Genomic DNA, 19109 nt, shown 5'->3' with positions numbered 1-19109 from the left:
TCCATGAAGAAAAAGGTAAGAATCGGTTGTGGGGCGGGGTTTTCTGGCGACAGACTGGAACCAGCGGTGGTGTTGGCAGAAAAAGGCCAGCTCGACTACCTGGTACTGGAATGCCTGGCCGAGAGAACAATAGCACTTGCTCAGAAGCGAAAACAAAGCGATCCGTCCAAAGGATATGACCCACTGCTCGAGCGGAGGATAAGGTTGCTACTTCCAAATTTGGTGAAAAACAAAGTAAGGTTGATCACAAATATGGGTGCAGCCAATCCACTTGCCGCAGCCGACCGAGTGCTGGAAATAGCAAAGGAGCTCCACCTGTCAGTAAAGGTGGCAGCGGTAACTGGCGACGACGTTTTTGCGCAAATAGACCCGGGGCAGCGTGCCATGGAAACTGGGTGGCCTCTCACAGAATCCGGCCCTCTCATCTCAGCCAATGCTTATATGGGCATAGACGCCATCCTTCCCGCCCTGGAATCGGGCGCCGATATCATCATCACCGGTAGAGTCGCCGATCCATCGCTGTTTCTGGCACCGATGGTACATGAATTTGGATGGAAAACGGACGATTACGATCTTTTGGGAAAAGGAACCGTGATTGGTCACCTGATGGAATGTGCTGGCCAGATTACCGGCGGCTATTTCATGGATCCGGGGAAAAAGGACGTACCCAATCCGGCACACCTGGGCTTCCCAATCGCAGAGGTGTCGGCCGATGGATCGGCGGTCATCAGTAAAGTGGAGGGCACTGGTGGCGTGATCAACCTAATGACAAGTAAAGAGCAACTACTTTACGAGGTAGTAAATCCTCATGAGTACTACACGCCTGATGTGATTGCAGACTTTACCAGTGTAACGCTAAAAGAAATCGGCAAAGACATGGTACATGTTTCTGGTAGCGGTGGCAAGGGGAAGCCTGCTACTTTTAAGGTGAGCGTAGGATACCAGGCATTTTGGCTGGGTGAGGGAGAAATTTCGTACGCTGGCACCAATGCACTCCAAAAGGCAATGCTCGCCGGACAGATTGTTGAAGAACGGCTGAAAGACCGAATGGATGATGTTAGGGTCGACTATGTCGGGTTGAACGCTAGTTTTAGAGGGGCTTTTGATCAGCAAAATGAGCCGGCTGAAGTGAGGTTGAGAGTAGCGGGCAAAGCACAGAAAATGGAAGTGGCCGCTTTGGTGGGTGAGGAGGTCGAAGCCTTGTACACTAATGGCCCGGCAGGGGGCGGCGGAGCCAGAAAATACCTCAATGAGATTGTGGGCATAGTTTCGATACTAATGGATCGGTCAAAAGTAAAATCACAGGTAACACTTAAGGAATCATGAAGCTTTACGACATAGCGCACAGCCGGGCGGGTGACAAGGGAAATACTTCCACGCTTTCGCTGATACCTTACGATGAGACGGACTACCCGATGCTTTGCGAGAAAGTAACAGTGGAAACTGTGGGCAAACATATGAAGGGCATTGTAGTGGGCGAAATCAGACGATATGAGATGCCCAGTGTTTGTGCGCTTCTTTTTGTTTGCGAAAAAGCCCTGCTTAGCGGCGTTACCACTTCCCTCGCACTTGACACACATGGGAAGAGCTTGAGCAGCGCTTTGTTGGAGATGGAGATTTAGGTTCAAAATTTTCCGTTCTTCACAAATCAAATCAAACACTTTGCCCTTAGTAACCAGCTGGTTATATTTATTTAGTGCCAACCTACTTACTCATGAACCAGCTCAAAATCTCGCTCCTAGGCAAGAAGTCTGCTTACAGCACCATTGCCATCCTATTCTTCCTTTCTGGAATTTACAGCGCTTGTCAGTCTGATAAAACGGCGACTGGTCTGGATCCCGATGATATCGGAGGCATTGTTACAGGCGCCGGCGGGCCAGAAGTCGGCGTTTGGGTGATCGCCGAAACGTTTGATCTGCCCACCCGGTTCGCCAAAATTGTTGTAACCGACGACCAGGGACGCTACCTGCTGCCCGACCTGCCCGACGCTACCTATTCCATTTGGGTGAGGGGCTATGGGCTGATTGATTCACCGAAAAAGGAGGGAAAGCCCGGCTCGTCAATTGACTTAGAAGCCGTCGCAGCACCTGATGCCAAAGCCGCCGCTGCCTATTACCCGGGTGGCTATTGGTTTTCTTTGCTTCATGTGCCGGATAAGCAAAACTTTCCGGGGACAGGGGTGAACGGAAACGGCATATCAGAAAGCGTACTCACACAAGCCCAGTTTCTGTCTCGGATTAAGTCGGGTACTTGTTTGGCCTGCCACCAGCTCGGCAGCAAGGGAACCAGAGAGATTCCCCCTTCACTGGGCTCTTTTTCTTCTTCAAAGGAAGCCTGGGCACGCCGCATCAGGTCGGGACAGGCAGGATCGAGTATGGTGTCGGGTATTCACCAGATTGGAGCGGAAGGAACAATTAGCATGTTTGCCGACTGGACTGACCGCATTGCGGCAGGAGAAGTGCCTGAAGCACCCTCACGGCCACAGGGTATTGAGAGAAATGTGGTGATCAGTCAATGGGACTGGGCGGATCCCAAAGCCTACATGCACGACCTGGTGTCAACTGATCGCCGTAATCCGACAATCAACCCCAACGGAAAACTTTATGGCGCCACAGAGCTAAGCACGGACTATTTGCCCGTACTCGACCCCGTGACCAGTACAACGGGGCAGGTACCTCTTACGGTAAGAGATCCGGAAACACAATCTGTTTCCGGCCAAGTGCTGGAGCCGTCGGTTTACTGGGGCGATGAAGCCATTTGGGATAGCAAAACCAATGTGCACAACCCCATGATGGACGAGTTGGGTAAAGTCTGGATCACAGCCAATGTTGGGCTTCCCGACAACCCTGATTTCTGTAAAGAAGGGTCAGATCATCCGTCTGCCAAACTATTCCCGGTTGATCGCTCTTACCGCCATCTTGGATTGTATGATCCAGAGACTAAGAAATATACTACTATAAGGACTTGCTTCAGCACCCACCATTTGATGTTTGCAGAGGATGCCAACCACACACTATGGACGAGTGGAGGAGGTCAGGTGATAGGATGGTTAAATACAAAAGAATATCGTGAAACCGGAGATGAGGTGGCGTCGCAAGGTTGGACGGCACTCATTCTGGATACCAATGGCAATGGCAAGCGTGACGATTACGTAGAGCCGGATCAACCCGTTGACCCTAAAAAAGACAAGCGCATCACCAAAGGCCTCTATGCTGTGTCGCCAGCCCCTGACGGATCGGTTTGGGGCTCTTCGCTTGGATACCCCGGGGCAGTAGTACGCCTTGATCCGGGTGCCAACCCGCCGGAAACAGCATTGGTGGAATACTATGAGCTACCTCTGAAAGAGTCGGGAGAACCCGTAGAAGGCTTTTCGCCCCGAGGGATGGATGTTGATAGGAATGGAGTAGCCTGGGTAGCATTGGCCAGCGGTCACCTGGCTAGCTTTGACCGCCGTAAATGCAAGGCACCGCTCAATGGCCCGGAGGCAACCGGTCAGCATTGTGCCGAAGGGTGGACTTTTTACACTGAACCATTACCTCAATTCTCAAACATAGATGCATCAGGAAGTGCAGAAGCCAGCTACTACACCTGGGTGGATCAGTTCAACACACTGGGGCTGGGAGAAAATGTACCTATCAATACGGGCAATGAGTCAGAGGCCTTGTTAGCACTGAAAGATGGTGAGTTTGTGCGTTTGAGGGTTCCATATCCACTGGGCTTTTTTACCAAATGGATGGACGGCAGAATCGACGACCCCGAAGCTGGGTGGAAAGGAAGAGGAGTGTGGGCTACCATCAGTACCCGAACGCCTTTTCATATGGAAGGCGGCAAGGGCACCACCAGCAAGGTATTCAAGTTTCAAATGAGGCCCGATCCATTGGCTAAGTAAAGGTTGACGTGACATATTCTCCGTACTTTTTCCGTTCGTATAATATGTTAATATGACACATTGATCAATTGTCTGGAATTGATAACTTATTGATGAAAGTGAACTAAGAACTTAAAGACATACCTACCATGAAGACCAAAAGAAGAGACTTTATACATAAAATGGGCTTGGGCACCGCCGGAATAAGCCTGGCAGCTACCATGCCGCTCGTATCTTGTGATGCTAATGCTAACAAGTCCACGGCTGATGAAATCCATGATGATGAGCAGTTCCTGTTCATTGGAGACGACATCGCCGTGGCAAATACCACCTCGGGAAAAGTGAGGGGTTATGTACTGAATGGCGTGTATACTTATCTCGGTGTACCTTATGGAGCAGACACCTCTGGCAAAAACAGATTCATGCCACCCCAAAAGCCAGAGCCATGGTCTGATGTAAAGCCAACCATCTGGTGGGGTAATACCGCTCCTCAAATCATGGACAATCGCTACGCCAACGTGCACTACTCGTTTGCCGATCATTGGAACTACGACGACGTAAGCGAGGACTGCCTGCGTCTCAATGTGTGGACGCCAGCCACTGACGCCAAAAAGCGGCCGGTAATGGTGTGGCTGCATGGCGGCGGCTTTACCAACGGAAATGGTATCGAACAGGATGGTTATCACGGAGAAAACTTCAGCAAAAAAGGAGACGTCGTATTTGTATCAATCAACCATCGCCTGGGGCCCATTGGTTTTACTGATTTTTCGGGAGTAGGGGGTGAGAAGTATGCTTCTTCCGGCAATGTGGGCATGCTGGATATCATCGCTTCTCTGGAATGGGTACGAGACAATATTGCCAACTTCGGAGGAGATCCGGGCAATGTTACCATCATGGGGCAGTCGGGCGGTGGTGCCAAGGTAACTGGTGTCATGGCCATGCCGGCCGCTCAGCCACTGGTGCACAAAGGAGTGGCGCTGAGTGGGTCCATGCTCAAAGGTGTCGACCAAAGCTATTCCCGGAAGTTGGGTGAATATGTAATGAGGGAGGCTGGGCTCACACCTGCTACGCTTGACAAGATACAGGACATTCCGTGGCGAGAATACCTGGACATTGCCAACAGGGCCATGGACAAAGCCAGAAAAGACAACCTGAATTCCGGAAGCGGCAGAGGGGGCTTCGGTCCTGTGGCTGATGGTGTTCATCTGCCAGCCGATGAGTTTTTCAGCGACCCCAACGGAGCGGCCGCCAACATGCCTTTGATGGTATGCACTACTTTTCATGAGTGGTCACCTACCCGCACAAGTCCTGAGCTTGAAGCAATTGATTTTGCTGGAGTAGTTGAAAAGCTAAAGCCACGATTTGGTGATGATGCCGAAAAAGTAGTCAAGGCCTACAAAGCGAATTTTCCGGAGGCAAAACCGGCTGAAGTATGGGCACTTGCTGTTTCCAACCGGCAGGGAGCCATCAACACGTCCAATGCCAAGGCTGGCCAGCAGGCGCCTGTCTACCTGGCCTGGTTTGGCTGGGAGCCCCAACTGTACGATGGTCGCATGAGGGCCTTCCACTGTATCGACATTTGTTTCTGGTACGCCAATACTGACAGAATGTATACACATACCGGAGGTGGCAGCAGGCCAAGGAAGCTGTCGGAGAAGATGTCGGCTTCATTGCTCTCGTTCATGCGCACCGGCGATCCTAATGCTGGAGCCTTGCCGACTTGGGCTGCCTATACCAAAGAAAATGGGGAGACGATGGTGCTTAACGACACCTGCGAATTGAAAAACGACCCAGACAGAGCCGCCAGAGAAGCCTTACCTGCCTAAGAATTTATTGTGTTAGAGTATGATGAAAAAAAGCCGGTGAAATCCGGCTTTTTTTATGTACCCAGAAACTTACTTTTTGATAAGCCTGGATATTTCTCCTATCCAGAGCACTGGTGAGGTAGCAGCTATGATGATTCCCCAGTCCTTCAGCGAGATAGGTACCGTTCTGAAGACCTCTCCGCCAAACTCGACGATCATAAACTGCCCCACGACGATCAGAATACCCACGATGATAAAGCCAACCCCCTTATTCAGTTCATTGAAAGCAGACTTGCCGGTTGCGTATGCCTTGGCGTTAAAAAGGTTCCAGAATTGCAGCATCACAAACACGGTGAAGAAAACAGACAAGTGGTAGGCGCTGATTTCACCATCGGTTTTGGTAAAGTAGAAAAGCATTCCTACTAACAGCACGACAAACGAGAATCCCACGAACAAGATGTTTTTGCTCATGACAGGTGTAATGATAAAATCATCCGGATGGCGGGGCTTACTCTTCATCACATTGTGATCGGGTGGGAGCGAGGCCAGGGCTGCTGCGGCAAAGGTGTCCATGATCAGGTTGACCCAAAGCATTTGGGTGACGGTAAGCGGCAACTCAAAGCCCATGAGTGAGCCGAGAAACACAATTGATAAGGCAGCTACGTTGATGGTAAGCTGAAACAGGATAAACCGTTGAATATTCTGATAAAGGGATCGGCCCCACATAACCGCTGTGGCGATGCTGTTGAATGAGTCGTCGAGCAGTGTAATATCGCTGGCCTCCTTAGCGACGGAGGTGCCTGATCCCATAGAAAGCCCTACATGGGCGTAGTTCAACGCAGGGGCATCGTTCGTGCCATCGCCGGTAACAGCCACCACTGAGCCAGTTTGTTGCAGCAACTGCACCAGCCTTTGCTTATCAGAAGGCCTTGCACGACACATGATTTTCAGCGCTTGTACTCTTTTAAGTGCCTCTTCGTCACTCAGGGCAGCGAATTCTAAACCAGTGATTATTTGAAGATCGGTATCGCCGTCGTTCCAGACTCCGATCTGCTTGCCAATTTCTTTGGCAGTTCCGGGGGTGTCACCGGTAACTATCTTCACATCAATGCCTGCATTGTGGCAATCTTTCACAGCACTGGGTACCTCTTCCCGCACCGGGTCGGAAATGGCTACAATACCCAGGAATGTCAAGTCGAAGTCAGCCAGGTCTTTGATGCTGGCTGGCGTTTCATCCTCTATTATTTTGTAGGCAAAGCCCAGTGTTCGCATCGCCTTGCCCTGATACTCAATAAGCTTATTGTCTACATCACTCTTTACCTCTTTGATTAGCCTTGGCGTGGCATCAGAGGCTACATCTTTGCATTTGGACATCACAATTTCCGGAGCCCCTTTCACATACAGCACCTTTTTTCCAAGAGTAGGCGACTCAACGAGGGTAGCCATGTACTTGCGTTCTGTAGAAAAAGTTAGCTGTTCGATGACTTCAGCCTTTTCTCTTAGCTCAAGGTAGTCGATATCATTTTTGTGCAACCAGAAAAGCAGCGCTGCTTCCGTGGGGTTGCCAAGTGACTTGCTCTTATCAGGGTTAGAGTGGTCAAGATGGGCGGTTGTGTTGGCAGAAATACTTTCTTTAATCAGATTGGCTGCATTACTATTTTCCTTTGGTTGTTGGTCTCTTAAGCCAAAGAAATCAGTTTGGTAAATGGTCATCTGATTTTGCGTGAGCGTACCTGTTTTATCAGTGCAAATGACTGTGGTGGCCCCCATAGTTTCGGTGGCGTGCATTTTTCGCACCAGGTTGTTGGTTTTCAGCATGCGCCGCATGCTCATGGCAAGGCTTAACGTAACGCTCATAGGAAGACCTTCAGGAACTGCCACGACTATAAGCGTAACTGCCACCATGAAATGCTGTAGAATGATTTTTGCCAGGTCGATCGAGGCCCACGACTCAGCGCTTGTAACGTCTAACCCGGCAGCGAAACCAATACCGAGCAGAATCACAAAAGTCACCAGGCCATAAGCCAGCCAACGAAACCAGCTTCCGTTCTCAACGCTGTTCGGCACTTCTTTGTCATAGCCCATCAGTTGAATACCATCGTACACAATAGGTAGCCAAACTTTCACCAAAATCACCATTATCGCTATAATGACGATTCCTGCTGATCCAAGCTGTACCAACGGAACCTCGGTAGCTCCAAAAAACATGTCCTTGGCGAAAAGAACAGAAAAGGTAAGCACCGCCAGAATAAACCCAACTACTCCAATGAGCTTGGCCAGCCGATCCAGCTGTTTGTTCAAAGGAGTGTCTTCCTTCGTCATTTCGGTGGCTTTCTTGGCTACCTGACCAAACTCTGTGGCGTCGCCGACTTTTTTAACCTCCACCGTGGCGTGCCCGTCAATGACCTTGGTGCCCCTCATCACCCAATTGGATGGATAAGTGGAGTCAGAATGAAAATGAGCTGGATTGGTTGTTTTGTCTATGAGTGGCTCGCCGGTTAGCGTCGACTCGTCTATTTGGAGTGAAACGGCCTCCAGCAATTCTCCATCGGCGGGAACTTCCTCTCCGGTTTCCAGCACGATGATATCGCCAACGACGACGTCTGTCTTGGGCACCTCCCCAATTTTACCATTTCTGATGATCTTGATCAGCTCCTGATCGTTTACCTTGTTGAGGATGTCAAACTTTTTGTTGGCGTCCATTTCGAACCAAAAAGCGACTCCGGTAGCCAGGAATATCGCACAGAAAATACCTATCGTTTCAGCGTAGTCGTTATGAACAACGGAAATGATGAGGGATAGGAAGGCGGCGATAAGGAGTATTCTGATGATGGGATCCTCAAACTTCTCCAAAAAAAGCTTCCACAGCGGATCCCTTTCAGGCGGAGTCAGTAAGTTATTGCCATACTTTTTCCTGCTTTCCTGAACTTGTTCGTCCGTCAGGCCGACGAAATGCTTCTTGTTCTCCATAGTATAACATTACAAATGTCAGTGCTTCCGGTTCTTGCAGCAAACTATGGTATAATGTTCAAAGGGTAGTCTACACTTAGCAAATTTGGGCATATTTTTTCAAATCGTCATTATTGGAATTTACGAGAGTTCTTTGTAAAAGAATATTTTCCAACGGAAAAATACACCTTGGCGAGATGATAATTAAGGGATAGATCAGAAGCTGAAATTGTCAGGGTCGGCACCAACTCGTTGATGCTTATCTAGTTGGTCAATAGTAGCCATGTCCTGCGGGGTGATTGTGAAATCAAAAATGTTTGCGTTCTCTTTGATTCTCAGTGAGTTCACACTTTTGGGGATGGTAATTACGTCCTTTTGAAGGTTCCACCTCAAAACTAGCTGAGCGACAGTCTTTCCATATTTGTCGGCCAGTTGCTGAAGGGCATCAATTTTAAACACACCACCTTGCATCAGTGGGCTCCATGCCTCCACCTGAATTTTTTTCCCGGCGCAGAAATCCAAAAGGCTCTGCTGAACCAGGCGTGGGTGAAATTCGATTTGGTTGACCGCTGGTACCGTTGACGAACTGTTCATCAAATCTTCGAGGTGATGTTGGAGAAAATTGCTGACGCCAATGGAGCGTATATAGCCCTCGTTCAGTAATCTTTCGAGCGCACTCCAGGTTTCTTTGAACTTTCCTTTGACTGGCCAGTGGATCAGAAAAAGATCAATATAATCAAGCGCTAATCTCTTTATAGAGTGGTCAAACGCTCTCAGCGTAGGTTCATAGCCTTGTTCGTTGTTCCATACTTTGGTGGTAACAAATATGTCTTTTCTGGGAACACCCGACGCTCTCACTGCATCGCCAACCCCACGCTCATTTCCATAGAGCGCAGCAGTGTCTATGAGCCGGTACCCAGCCTCTACTGCATGATTTATGGAGTCAACTACCTCTTTCCCGTCTTTGGTTTTAAACACACCAAGGCCGAAGTAAGGCATTTGAATACCGTTGTTCAGCTTAACAGTGCCTCTTATATCTGTGATTGTCATCAGCGTCTATCAAAGGTTATTTTGCATGGCGACTGCCAAATTGCCTCAAAAGTTACCAAAGAGGGGGTTATTATGCTAATCAGATGAATTGAAACGTTTTGTTATGCGTTCTCTCGTCGTGAAAAACCCACAGACAAACTGCCTGCGGGTTTTGATTAACAAATGAAATATATGGACTTGAATGTAAGAGGATATTGCACTTTCAATCGTCTGGTGTAAGTATCGGTAATTCTTCTGAGTGCTACTATCGATTTGCACCGGACTGTTACGATGTTGTAGTAAGCTGTATAATCAATTGACTGAAATACTTCCTTTGAAAATGAAGAGTTGCGTATATTGGATGCTCAATTAAACGTTCAAATAGATGAAATTCGGTTCTGTTCCTGACCCCGGTATTATTGACTTTACAATTCCCTCTGATCATCCTGATACTGCTAAAGTGCTCTCCAAAGGAAACGGCAGTTTTGAGGCCTTTGTAGGTTGTGCGAAGTGGAACAAGACTGATTTGAAAAACTTCTATCCAAAAGGTACAAAAGACGAGCTGAGCTATTACAGCACACAGTTTAATAGTATAGAGCTGAATGCTACTTTTTATAACTCTCCAAAAAAGGATCAGGTGCTGAAGTGGAAGGAGAAAACGCCTGATGACTTTAAGTTCTTCCCCAAGCTTACGAACTCTATCAGCCATTTTAAAAGACTGATAGATACGAAACAGGTAGTGGATGAGTATTGTGATGCCATCAGTGGCCTGGAAGAAAAGCTCGGAATGGTTTTTCTGCAAATGCACGACAACTTCAAGCCAAAGGACTTTGACCGGGTCATCAAATTCATCGATGAGTTTCCCAAGGTGATTCCGCTGGCTATTGAGGTGCGAAACGAAGATTGGTTTACCGACCCAGCCTCAGCTGAGAAATTCTATCAGCTGCTGGAAGACAAAGGGGTAGCCAATGTCTTGGTGGATACCGCTGGCAGGAGAGACATGATGCATATGCGCATGACGACCAAAGAGGCATTTGTGAGGTATGTAGGCGCCAACCACCCAACAGACTACCCTCGGCTCGACGACTGGTTGGTGAGGGTAAAGGAGTGGAAGCAGCAGGGGCTGGAAAAGCTTTACTTCTTTATCCATCAAAATATTGAATTGGAGTCACCTTTGCTGTCAGCTTATTTTATCAAAAAGATGAATGAGCAGTTGGGGACAAACCTGATTGTACCTAAAACGTTGAACGATTAGCTCGTATGTTCGCCATTGCAAATTCAAAGAGGTAGTATTACATTAACTGCGTCAGCCTGGCGTAAAATGGAGCTGAAAGTACCTTTAGACAAATCCTTTTTTGGATGCGGAACAACTACACGTTTTCCGACGCCGTTCTTATAAATATGGTGGCTGCCTTTTATTCTGTCCAGAACAAATCCCGCTTCAAGGAGTCTCTTTATGATACTATTTGAGCTGTAATCAGGCGTGCTCTATATGGAGCGTGTATTCAAGAAAATTATCTGACGGGATTGGTGTGCCATCAGCCTCCAGCGACTCAATGAATAGTTCTATTGCTTCTCGGGCATTTTTTTTGCTTCATCGAGGGTTTCACCATAAGTTATACACCCTTCAAGGCTTGGGACAAGTACCGTAAATCCACCTTCCGGTTCCTCTCTCAATAAAATTCTATAATTAAGCACCTTCATTGTATTTCGCTTTACCTTCTCAATATAGCATCAATAAATTAAAAAAGAGATTACGTCAGGCGTCTTACACAAGCACTTTCTCCATCACCACAAACTCAATGCCTCCCTTCATATAGGTAGCGTTCGTTTTTAGAAGTCCGAACCTTTCGTAGTACCCGGCTTTCTCCGTTCTGGCGTTGCACCACACGGATGATACATGCAAGCCTTCGGTTTCCTTCAAAAGGTAGTTGAGCAGAAAAGTGCCGTAGCCTTTCCCCTGATGAGGCACTTCAGTGGCAAACTTCCTGAACTGCGCTTTGCCATCTTTGAGAAACAGCGAAACAATGGATACCAGCTCATCGTCAACAAAAAGACCATAATGGATGCCTTCGTTGTCTTCATCCACCTTCACAAAGTCAAAGGGTTGGTCAGGCCACATCACTCTGTGCCGGACTGGCCATGTGTCTTCAGCTTTGATCTTTCTTATTTCCAATCAGCAATTGTCTTTGTGGGTATTCAGACAAACATTGGCGTAACCATCGTAGATATGGAAAGACGGCCCTGGCTTACCGTAAAGAGTGACGATCTTATCCAACCGCACCTTATGACCCTTGGAAGTGAGCAGGAATTCGCCTTCGGGTGTCTCAATGATATCTGAAATTTTTCCTTCAGCCGTTTCCATTTCCGGTTCAGTAGTGAAGTAATATATCACGCCATCTTTTTCCTGCTTTCTTACTTCGTCCATCACCTCTCTGAAATCCCAGGGAACAGGCAAGTAACTGTCTTTAATCAGGGCCATAATTTTTCCTTTTACACTATAAAAGCAGACTTAGCACCCTAAAAGTTCTTTTAAGTTGCTACTAAAGGCCGCAAGGAGCTCATTTGACATCCTTGCGACCTTTTTCAATTATTTCTTAGTCTGCCATTCGGCAATCGACTTGTCGTTCAGCCTTGGATAGTCAGCATTGCCAGCGACTTTTGATTTCTCAGTACTCACTTGTGCTGACGCAATAGCCTCTTTGTATTTGCCCAGGCCAGCGAGGATAAGTGCCTTGGTTCTATGCTGCCAGAAGAAGCCATCGTTTACAGCGATGGCCTTATTAACCCACTCTAATGCCTTGTTCAGGTCTCTGCCAGTGTTGAGGTAGTAACTAGCCGCCTGGTAATAAGCGTTGGCCAAACTGGCTTCGGGGTTTTTGGCAAAGCTTTCAATTTGCGCCATTACCTGCTCGTCCGTCTTGAACGCCATCGGAATGGCGATGAGCGTCTTTTCCCAGAGAATTTGAAGGTCGGCTGAAGTTTCGGTGATTTTCTCAAATTGGATGCTCAATGTTTCGACATGAGCGGGGTAGGCAACGGGCAGTATTTTGAGACTCATCACCTTTTGGTCGTTTTGCGAGAACGTGACCGTCCATTCTGTTTTGCCAGGCACTGAGGAAATCACATAGCTTCCCGCTGCCAGCTCCTGTCCTCTAATCATCACTGGCTTGTCGAAGGCAAGAGTCGTAGGTGAGTTGGCACCTGTTCTCCATTCAACACCATAGGGCAGCAAGTCACCAAAGATCGTTCTCCCCCTGGCGCTTGGTCTCGAATACTCCAACGAGAGATTTGTTAATCCTATTTGTTGAGTGATACTACAGGACGGGCTCGCCGCCGGCGTACTGATTTGTGCATGGGATGACAGTCCCGTAAAAATCAAAGCGACTGCAAGTGCGAAAGTGTTTCTCATATTTTGATGAAGGTTTGTTTGAACGTTGTTTTGTATTGTCCAGCCGAAGTTATGGATTAATATTCAGCAGGTAAACAACAAGGATCGAAATGCCAGTGAAACCGCTCTCAAAAGACTTTTATGTGGTGAATGATGTGGTGCTTGTGGCGAAAAATTTACTAGGGAAGGTTTTGTGCACTTTTTTTGATGGAGAATTGACTGCCGGAATGATTGTTGAAACAGAGGCCTACAATGGTGTAAACGACATGGCCTGCCATGCCTGCCGGTTTGGAAAAACGAGCCGCACAGAAGTGATGTTTCAGGAAGGGGGAGTGGCCTACGTTTATCTTTGTTATGGAATCCACCATATGGTCAATGTGGTAACAAACGCCGAGGGCAATGCCGACGCCGTGTTGATCAGGGCGGTGGAGCCGCAGGAAGGTGCGCATAAAATGATGGAACGGCGGAGAAAGACCTCACTCAAGAGGATATCAGCTGGCCCCGGAACGGTAGGTGAGGCCCTTGGTATTAAAGTTGCGAACACAGGGGAGTCACTTTTAGGGCCTTCTATCTGGTTGGAAGAAAGAGGAATTGTCGTGACGGAGAAAGAAATAGTTGCCACGACCAGAATAGGGGTGGATTACGCTGGTAAAGATGCACTGAAACCGTGGCGCTTTTATATAAAGGATAACCCATTTGTAAGCAGAAAATAGTCTATGTCGATAGTAATTATTGCGCCAAAAAGGGACTTAAGCCAGTGGATCAGGGAATTCAATAAGGCAGACGAAAACCTTGATGTTAGAATTTGGCCTGAGACTGAAGACCAATCGGAAGTAACCTGCGCAGTAGTGTGGGGCCACCCGACCGGGTCGCTGACAGCTTTTCCTAACCTCAAGCTTATTTGCTCCATGGGGGCAGGTGTTGATCATGTACTCAAGGATCCGGAGCTGCCTGACGGTGTGCCCGTGGTTCGCATTGTCGATGAGGGCCTAAGCTTCTCGATGAGCAACTATATCGTTTCTGCGGTTTTGTATCATCATCGGCGGTTTGAGAAATACCTCGCCGATAAAAAAGCACACATTTGGGATCAGCCATCGCCGCCTGAAGTCGATTGCCGGATAGGCATCATGGGCTTCGGTGTACTGGGCCAGCATGCCGGCAGGAAGCTGAAAGCCCTCGGGTTCGATGTATTTGGATATGCGAATAGCCGTAAGAAGGTTGATGGAATTCAGTGCTTCGCCGGAGAAGGTGAGCTAGGCGCTTTTCTCAGGGAAATAAATGTGTTGGTGTGCTTGTTGCCAGCTACACCGGAAACTAAGGGCGTCTTGAACAAAAGGTTGTTTGAGGGCATGAACCGGGGCACCTATCTGATCAATGCCGCCCGTGGGCATCATCAGGTCACAGATGATATCATCAGGGCCATCGACAACGGAACGTTGTCAGGCGCATTTCTGGACGTTTTCGAAAAGGAACCGCTTCAAACGGATCACCCAATTTGGGGCCATCCAAAAGTGTTCATTACTCCACATATAGCCAGCATCACCAATCCTGGGGCAGCGGCTCCCCAGATTGTGGCTAATTATAAAGCCATGATGGAGGGACAGCCGTTGAAGAATGCAATTGACAGGGATAGAGGATACTAGGTTTGATGTCTGGCTTGTAAACATGCTTCGAAGGTCTCTCCGCCAGACCGTTCACCCAATTTTCGCCATACCGATTGCCTTATCCGGGCACGATTGTTCGTTATTCTATTAACTTTGCCGAAAATCCTGTTTAATGAAGTATTTAGCGCTTTTTATTGCTCCCGCCTTTCTGTTTTGTTCAGTGTTAGTTAACGCCCAAAACCTAACCATTTATGGTGGTCAGGAGACAGTGGGAAATAATATCAATTCCCCTTCATTTGAAGAAAACCCTGTGATGCACCCTTCTGGCACAAAGTTGTTCTTTACCAGAGTTCAGCACCCGGCTAATGTGGGAGGCAAAGGAGATAAGGGCGATATCTGGATGAGCGAGCAGTCGGCTTCCGGAGACTGGCTCCCAGCGCAAAATATAGGCGCACCATTGAACAGCGACGGACTCAATGCTATCATAGGTTTTGCCGATGGTGGCAACCTGATGTATCTTTCCACTGACTACAAAGACAAAGACGGGATACTCAGAAAAGCCGTAGCTACCAGCCGTAGAAACGGCAGCAGTTGGACGGCGCCGGAAAGGTTGAACGTTAAATACTTCAATAACAAGAGCAGCCATCAAAGTGGCTGGATAACGGCCGACGGAACAGTCTTGCTGCTTTCGATAGAAGCGCCCGGCGGCTATGGTACTGAAGACCTCTATGTATGTTTCAGAGAGTCGGATGGCAGCTATTCTTCGCCCAGGAATCTTGGCTTTATGATCAACACAGCCTTTCAGGAAAATACACCGTTCTTAGCGGAGGACTATAAAACATTGATTTTTGCTTCGAACGGGATTGCGGGGCAGGGAGGAAGAGACCTGTTCTATTCTGAAAGACTTGACGACTCCTGGCGAAACTGGTCAGAGCCAGTCAGCCTGGGAAACAAAGTTAATACTGTGGGCACCGAGTTATCGTTTTCGTTCCGGCCGGGTGCCGATTTCGCTTACCTCACCAGCACGCAAAACTCCGAAGGCTATAGCGATATCAAACGGGTGACAATCAAGTCGGACATAGTAGCTCAAAGGCTGGACACTATTCCGCAAACGCCGCTCATTGGCGCCGTTGTTCAACCGTCGATTGACCCGGAGATAATAGCAACGCCGGAAGCTCCGGTCGTGGCAAACACTCAAATTACAGGGATAGTAAGAGATGCGAAGACGCTTGGGGTGCTGTCTGCGAATATATCAGTGACTGGCCAAACGTCGGATTATAATACCAATTACCAGTCAGCTAATGACGGAGCATTTAGTTTCGCTCTGGAGAATGGCCATTCTTATACTCTTACTGTTTCCACCCGGGGATATCTGGAGGAGCAGTTGGTAGTCGAAACATTTGATGGAGAGGATATCAACGAGACAGTGTTGTTGCAGCCGCTATCTGTGGGCAACACCGTAACGCTTTCACATGTTCTTTTCGAGCAAAGTACAGCCAATATGATCAGAGGGTCGGAGGCCGACCTAGAAAGGGTAAGAAAGATGATGGAAGACAACCCGGAAGTCGAGATTCTCATTTCAGGGCACACGGACAACCAGGGGCCTATCAAGCCCAATATCGAATTGTCGGAAAGCAGGGTGCAGACCGTGATAGATTACCTGGTCAGCAAAGGAATCGACAAGAGCCGGTTGACCGGCAAAGGCTTTGGGCCGACCAAACCCATTGCATCCAATGCGTCGGAGGAGACTCGAAAGCTCAACAGAAGAGTTGAGTTCACTGTTGTGAAGAGTAACTAGTTTTCCAGGGCTTCCTTTATCATTTGCTCACTTAGCGCCCAAAGATTCTCGGAGTTTTTGTCGCTCGTGGCCTGGGTGGAAGGAGTGGTTAAGCGCCTCGATTTGAAATAACCACCACTATTTTTTTCAATTCCTTCTTTCGTGGCCAGATAAACCGACGTGGAAGCTCCTTTGGCAGGCGTGATCATAAAGAGCTGCGCAAATTTGATAACGCCACTCACAAAACCTTTCATGTTATGACCGAAATTGGTCTTCACAACGCCTGGATGAACCGAGAAGGCGGTAAGCCCACGGTCACTGTATTGTTCATGAAGTGATTTAGTGAACAACAGATTACATAGTTTGGCATCGCCATATCCTTTAAAGCCAGGTGTTAGACCTTTATTCTCCTTTATCTTCTCAATATTCAGGTACCCAATTTTGTGGGCCTCTGAACTCACATTGATGACTCTTGCCTTGGAAGCCAGCAGTTCATTGAGCAAAAGATTGGTGAGATAGAAGTGCCCAAGATGATTGACTGTAAAGTTCATTTCAATGCCATCTTTGCTGCGATCATCTGCATCTATAACACCACCTGCGTTGTTAATAAGCGCATCAATTCTGTGGGAGATATCTTTGATTTTGCCAGCAGCTTCCTGGATCGAACGGAGATCGGCCAAATCAGCCACAATATGGTGAACATTCTCGTGGCCAGCGGCGGCTTTGATAAGGCTGTCAGCTTTTCTGGCTTTGTCTTTATTCCGGGCAAGGTGAATAACCCTGTATCCCTTTTGAGCCAATTGTTTGGCAGTCTCAAAGCCAATTCCGGCGGTGGCACCCGTAATAACTACAGTTTTCATGGTCAGGTCAGTATAGTTTCATTAAGATAGGGGAATAACTGTAGCAAGTAAAATTGCCGGTTGATTATATCTTTTTTCTGCCCATTAATTCACAACCGAATGTCATCCACGCCATGGATCAGTCCTTGTAACCTACCCATCCCGGGCCTCTTACTACTCTTCCGGGAAAGCTTCCTGTATGCTCACTATTGCTAAGCACCTGTACGCCATTTACCCAAACGTCTGTTACGCCTGTGGAAAGCTGATGAGGGTTTTCGAATGTTGCGTGATCCTGAATGGTCGCTGGGTCAAAGATCACCACATCGGCATAATAGCCAGGCTCAAGTCTGCCTCTTTTTCTTATACCCATGTTTTCTGCTGGCATCGAAGATAGCTTTCTGATGGCTTCTTCCAGAGAAATCACTTTCTCCTCTCTCACATATTTGCCCAATAGTCGGGCAAAATTGCCGTAGGTGCGTGGGTGAGTGCTCGACTCCAACACTTTGCCCTCAGGCATCACTGATCCAGCGTCAGAGCAAAAACTCATGTATGGTAATTGAATCTGGCGTTTAACGTTTTCTTCCGACATCATGAAGTAGGCCGTGCCCACCCGGGTCTCATCGGCTATCACCAAATCGATGGCAGTTTCCTCTGGAGACTTTCCATGAATAGCAGCGGCTTCGGCCAATGTCTTTCCCGTGTAGATTGGCTTCAGCGAATCGTTCTTGAAGCCAAGCAGCACAACCCTTTCCGGTGAACCGGCAGATAGCAGCAGGTTTTCCCATTCATTGGTGGCAGTACGCATCTCTTCGATCACCTTCTTTCTTATCTCTGGGTCTTTGAGTCTTTCTCTCCATTTTTCAGGGCCACCTTCCTGCACCCAGGGAGGCATGGAAGCATCCAGACCTGTAGCGCCAGCAGTATAGGTATACATGTCCGTAGTCAACTGAACGCCCTCGGCTCTTGCGTTGTCAATCATCGACAGTAGTGTGTCCATCTTCCACCAGTTGTCTGTGCCAGCCACTTTCAGGTGGTAGATTTCTGCAGGTAGGCCAGCTTCCCTGGCGATCTTGATCGTTTCGTCAACCGCCTCCAGGAGCTGATTGCCTTCGCTGCGCATGTGGGTGATGTACCGGCCACCATAGGGAGCAGCCACCTTGCACAGTTCTATCAGTTCCTGAGTGCTGGCGTAAAAGGCCGGAGCATAAATCAGAGATGAACCGATACCCAAAGCGCCTTCTTCCATACCCTGTTTTACCAGTAACCGCATGCTGTCCAGTTCTTCTTCAGTTGGCGGACGGTTGTCATAGTCAACTGTGTGAATGCGCAAGGTAGTAGCGCCGATGAAGGAGGCTACGTTGGGTGTTACACCTTTGTTTTCCATGTACTCCAGGTACTCTCCGAGTGTAGTCCATTCTGGGGTGATATCAGTTTCTTCTTCCGCATTCTTCACCCAGTCTGCCTTCATTTTGTCACTCAACGGGCCCATAGATACACCCTCACCAAATACTTCAAGGGTAACTCCCTGCCTGATGTCACTCATTGACCTGGGGTCGGTAATGATGCTTTCGGTTGCCCAGCTCAGCATGTTGATAAAGCCAGGGCTCACAGCCTTGCCTTCGGCATCAATTTCGGCAGCTCCCGACTTGTCCTTTAAGTCGCCTATGAATGCAATCGTATCTGCTTTGATACCCAGGTCAGCACTAATAGGAGCACTACCCGAGCCGTCGTAGATAAGTCCGTTGCGGATAATTACGTCGTAATCTGGTGCAGAACAGGAAATAATTGCGGCAAGTAGCGGCAGGAGGTAAGCTAATCTCTTCATTTAAGGTTGGTTTGATTGGCAT

General features: G+C 48.2%; 16 protein-coding genes. 8 read left to right on the top strand and 8 right to left on the bottom strand.

The genetic code is table 11. The features are described 5' to 3' along the window. The first annotated feature begins 3 nt into the window (after positions 1-3). The 4 genes from RIF36_RS14515 (at position 4) to RIF36_RS14500 (ending at position 5694) form a co-directional block, all read left to right on the top strand. Positions 4-1326, top strand: coding sequence for an acyclic terpene utilization AtuA family protein (locus tag RIF36_RS14515; RefSeq protein ID WP_350122371.1), 1323 nt, complete (start codon positions 4-6; stop codon positions 1324-1326). Next, positions 1323-1622, top strand: coding sequence for an AtuA-related protein (locus RIF36_RS14510; protein ID WP_350122369.1), 300 nt, complete (start codon positions 1323-1325; stop codon positions 1620-1622). Before RIF36_RS14515 ends, RIF36_RS14510 begins: the two co-directional genes overlap by 4 nt. Before the next feature lie 92 nt (positions 1623-1714). Beyond that, a complete protein-coding gene (locus RIF36_RS14505) occupies positions 1715-3889 on the top strand; it encodes an NHL repeat-containing protein (RefSeq protein WP_350122367.1) in 2175 nt (724 codons plus the stop codon). Between the two features lie 128 nt (positions 3890-4017). Then, a complete protein-coding gene (locus RIF36_RS14500; protein ID WP_350122365.1) occupies positions 4018-5694 on the top strand; it encodes a carboxylesterase/lipase family protein in 1677 nt (558 codons plus the stop codon). Positions 5695-5763: 69 nt separating this feature from the next. Here RIF36_RS14500 and RIF36_RS14495 read toward each other — a convergent pair whose 3' ends face one another. Further along, entirely contained in the window at positions 5764-8643 is a 2880-nt protein-coding gene (locus RIF36_RS14495; RefSeq protein ID WP_350122363.1) for a calcium-translocating P-type ATPase, PMCA-type, read from the bottom strand. 195 nt (positions 8644-8838) lie between these two features. After that, the gene (locus RIF36_RS14490; protein WP_350122361.1) at positions 8839-9672 is read right to left on the bottom strand and encodes an aldo/keto reductase; all 834 of its coding nucleotides are present in this window, start codon (positions 9670-9672) and stop codon (positions 8839-8841) included. A 364-nt stretch (positions 9673-10036) separates the two neighbouring features. Here RIF36_RS14490 and RIF36_RS14485 point away from each other — a divergent pair, with 364 nt between their 5' ends. Continuing rightward, positions 10037-10906, top strand: a complete 870-nt coding sequence (locus RIF36_RS14485) for a DUF72 domain-containing protein (RefSeq protein WP_350095804.1) — start codon at positions 10037-10039, stop codon at positions 10904-10906. 23 nt (positions 10907-10929) lie between these two features. Here RIF36_RS14485 and RIF36_RS14480 read toward each other — a convergent pair whose 3' ends face one another. From RIF36_RS14480 to RIF36_RS14465, 4 genes are all read right to left on the bottom strand, one after another. Beyond that, a complete protein-coding gene (locus RIF36_RS14480) occupies positions 10930-11109 on the bottom strand; it encodes a type II toxin-antitoxin system HicA family toxin (RefSeq protein WP_350074155.1) in 180 nt (59 codons plus the stop codon). 310 nt (positions 11110-11419) lie between these two features. Further along, positions 11420-11827, bottom strand: a complete 408-nt coding sequence (locus RIF36_RS14475) for a GNAT family N-acetyltransferase (RefSeq protein WP_350074069.1) — start codon at positions 11825-11827, stop codon at positions 11420-11422. Beyond that, a complete protein-coding gene (locus RIF36_RS14470) occupies positions 11828-12133 on the bottom strand; it encodes a hypothetical protein (protein ID WP_350074067.1) in 306 nt (101 codons plus the stop codon). Between the two features lie 108 nt (positions 12134-12241). Next, the gene (locus RIF36_RS14465; protein WP_350122359.1) at positions 12242-13063 is read right to left on the bottom strand and encodes a DUF2911 domain-containing protein; all 822 of its coding nucleotides are present in this window, start codon (positions 13061-13063) and stop codon (positions 12242-12244) included. Between the two features lie 89 nt (positions 13064-13152). Here RIF36_RS14465 and RIF36_RS14460 point away from each other — a divergent pair, with 89 nt between their 5' ends. The 3 genes from RIF36_RS14460 to RIF36_RS14450 all read left to right on the top strand — a co-directional run bounded on the left by RIF36_RS14460 (position 13153) and on the right by RIF36_RS14450 (position 16444). Further along, positions 13153-13755, top strand: coding sequence for a DNA-3-methyladenine glycosylase (locus RIF36_RS14460; RefSeq protein WP_350122357.1), 603 nt, complete (start codon positions 13153-13155; stop codon positions 13753-13755). 3 nt (positions 13756-13758) lie between these two features. Continuing rightward, positions 13759-14685 (top strand): 2-hydroxyacid dehydrogenase, encoded by a 927-nt coding sequence (locus tag RIF36_RS14455; protein WP_350122355.1) that lies wholly within the window; start codon positions 13759-13761, stop codon positions 14683-14685. A gap of 133 nt (positions 14686-14818) precedes the next feature. Continuing rightward, positions 14819-16444, top strand: coding sequence for an OmpA family protein (locus RIF36_RS14450; RefSeq protein WP_350122353.1), 1626 nt, complete (start codon positions 14819-14821; stop codon positions 16442-16444). Here the strand turns inward: RIF36_RS14450 and RIF36_RS14445 are convergent. Together RIF36_RS14445 and RIF36_RS14440 are read right to left on the bottom strand one after the other, a co-directional pair. Further along, the gene (locus RIF36_RS14445; protein WP_350122351.1) at positions 16441-17283 is read right to left on the bottom strand and encodes an SDR family NAD(P)-dependent oxidoreductase; all 843 of its coding nucleotides are present in this window, start codon (positions 17281-17283) and stop codon (positions 16441-16443) included. The genes RIF36_RS14450 and RIF36_RS14445 overlap by 4 nt on opposite strands. Positions 17284-17401: 118 nt before the next feature. After that, on the bottom strand, positions 17402-19087 hold the full coding sequence (locus RIF36_RS14440; RefSeq protein WP_350122349.1) for an N-acyl-D-amino-acid deacylase family protein: 1686 nt from the start codon (positions 19085-19087) through the stop codon (positions 17402-17404). Between the last annotated feature and the right edge of the window lie 22 nt (positions 19088-19109).

It is taken from the genome of Imperialibacter sp., from assembly GCF_040222815.1.
GTDB lineage: Bacteria > Bacteroidota > Bacteroidia > Cytophagales > Cyclobacteriaceae > Imperialibacter.
The sequence above is the reverse complement of the archived record's forward strand: the minus strand, read 5'-3'. Positions and strand labels throughout refer to the sequence as shown.

Bases quoted from the DNA above. Each gene is read 5' to 3' on its own strand.
- RIF36_RS14515 (WP_350122371.1), top strand. From the start codon at position 4: ATGAAGAAAAAGGTAAGAATCGGTTGTGGGGCGGGGTTTTCTGGCGAC.
- RIF36_RS14510 (WP_350122369.1), top strand. From the start codon at position 1,323: ATGAAGCTTTACGACATAGCGCACAGCCGGGCGGGTGACAAGGGAAAT.
- RIF36_RS14505 (WP_350122367.1), top strand. From the start codon at position 1,715: ATGAACCAGCTCAAAATCTCGCTCCTAGGCAAGAAGTCTGCTTACAGC.
- RIF36_RS14500 (WP_350122365.1), top strand. From the start codon at position 4,018: ATGAAGACCAAAAGAAGAGACTTTATACATAAAATGGGCTTGGGCACC.
- RIF36_RS14495 (WP_350122363.1), bottom strand. From the start codon at position 8,643: ATGGAGAACAAGAAGCATTTCGTCGGCCTGACGGACGAACAAGTTCAG.
- RIF36_RS14490 (WP_350122361.1), bottom strand. From the start codon at position 9,672: ATGACAATCACAGATATAAGAGGCACTGTTAAGCTGAACAACGGTATT.
- RIF36_RS14485 (WP_350095804.1), top strand. From the start codon at position 10,037: ATGAAATTCGGTTCTGTTCCTGACCCCGGTATTATTGACTTTACAATT.
- RIF36_RS14470 (WP_350074067.1), bottom strand. From the start codon at position 12,133: ATGGCCCTGATTAAAGACAGTTACTTGCCTGTTCCCTGGGATTTCAGA.
- RIF36_RS14465 (WP_350122359.1), bottom strand. From the start codon at position 13,063: ATGAGAAACACTTTCGCACTTGCAGTCGCTTTGATTTTTACGGGACTG.
- RIF36_RS14460 (WP_350122357.1), top strand. From the start codon at position 13,153: ATGCCAGTGAAACCGCTCTCAAAAGACTTTTATGTGGTGAATGATGTG.
- RIF36_RS14455 (WP_350122355.1), top strand. From the start codon at position 13,759: ATGTCGATAGTAATTATTGCGCCAAAAAGGGACTTAAGCCAGTGGATC.
- RIF36_RS14450 (WP_350122353.1), top strand. From the start codon at position 14,819: ATGAAGTATTTAGCGCTTTTTATTGCTCCCGCCTTTCTGTTTTGTTCA.
- RIF36_RS14445 (WP_350122351.1), bottom strand. From the start codon at position 17,283: ATGAAAACTGTAGTTATTACGGGTGCCACCGCCGGAATTGGCTTTGAG.
- RIF36_RS14440 (WP_350122349.1), bottom strand. From the start codon at position 19,087: ATGAAGAGATTAGCTTACCTCCTGCCGCTACTTGCCGCAATTATTTCC.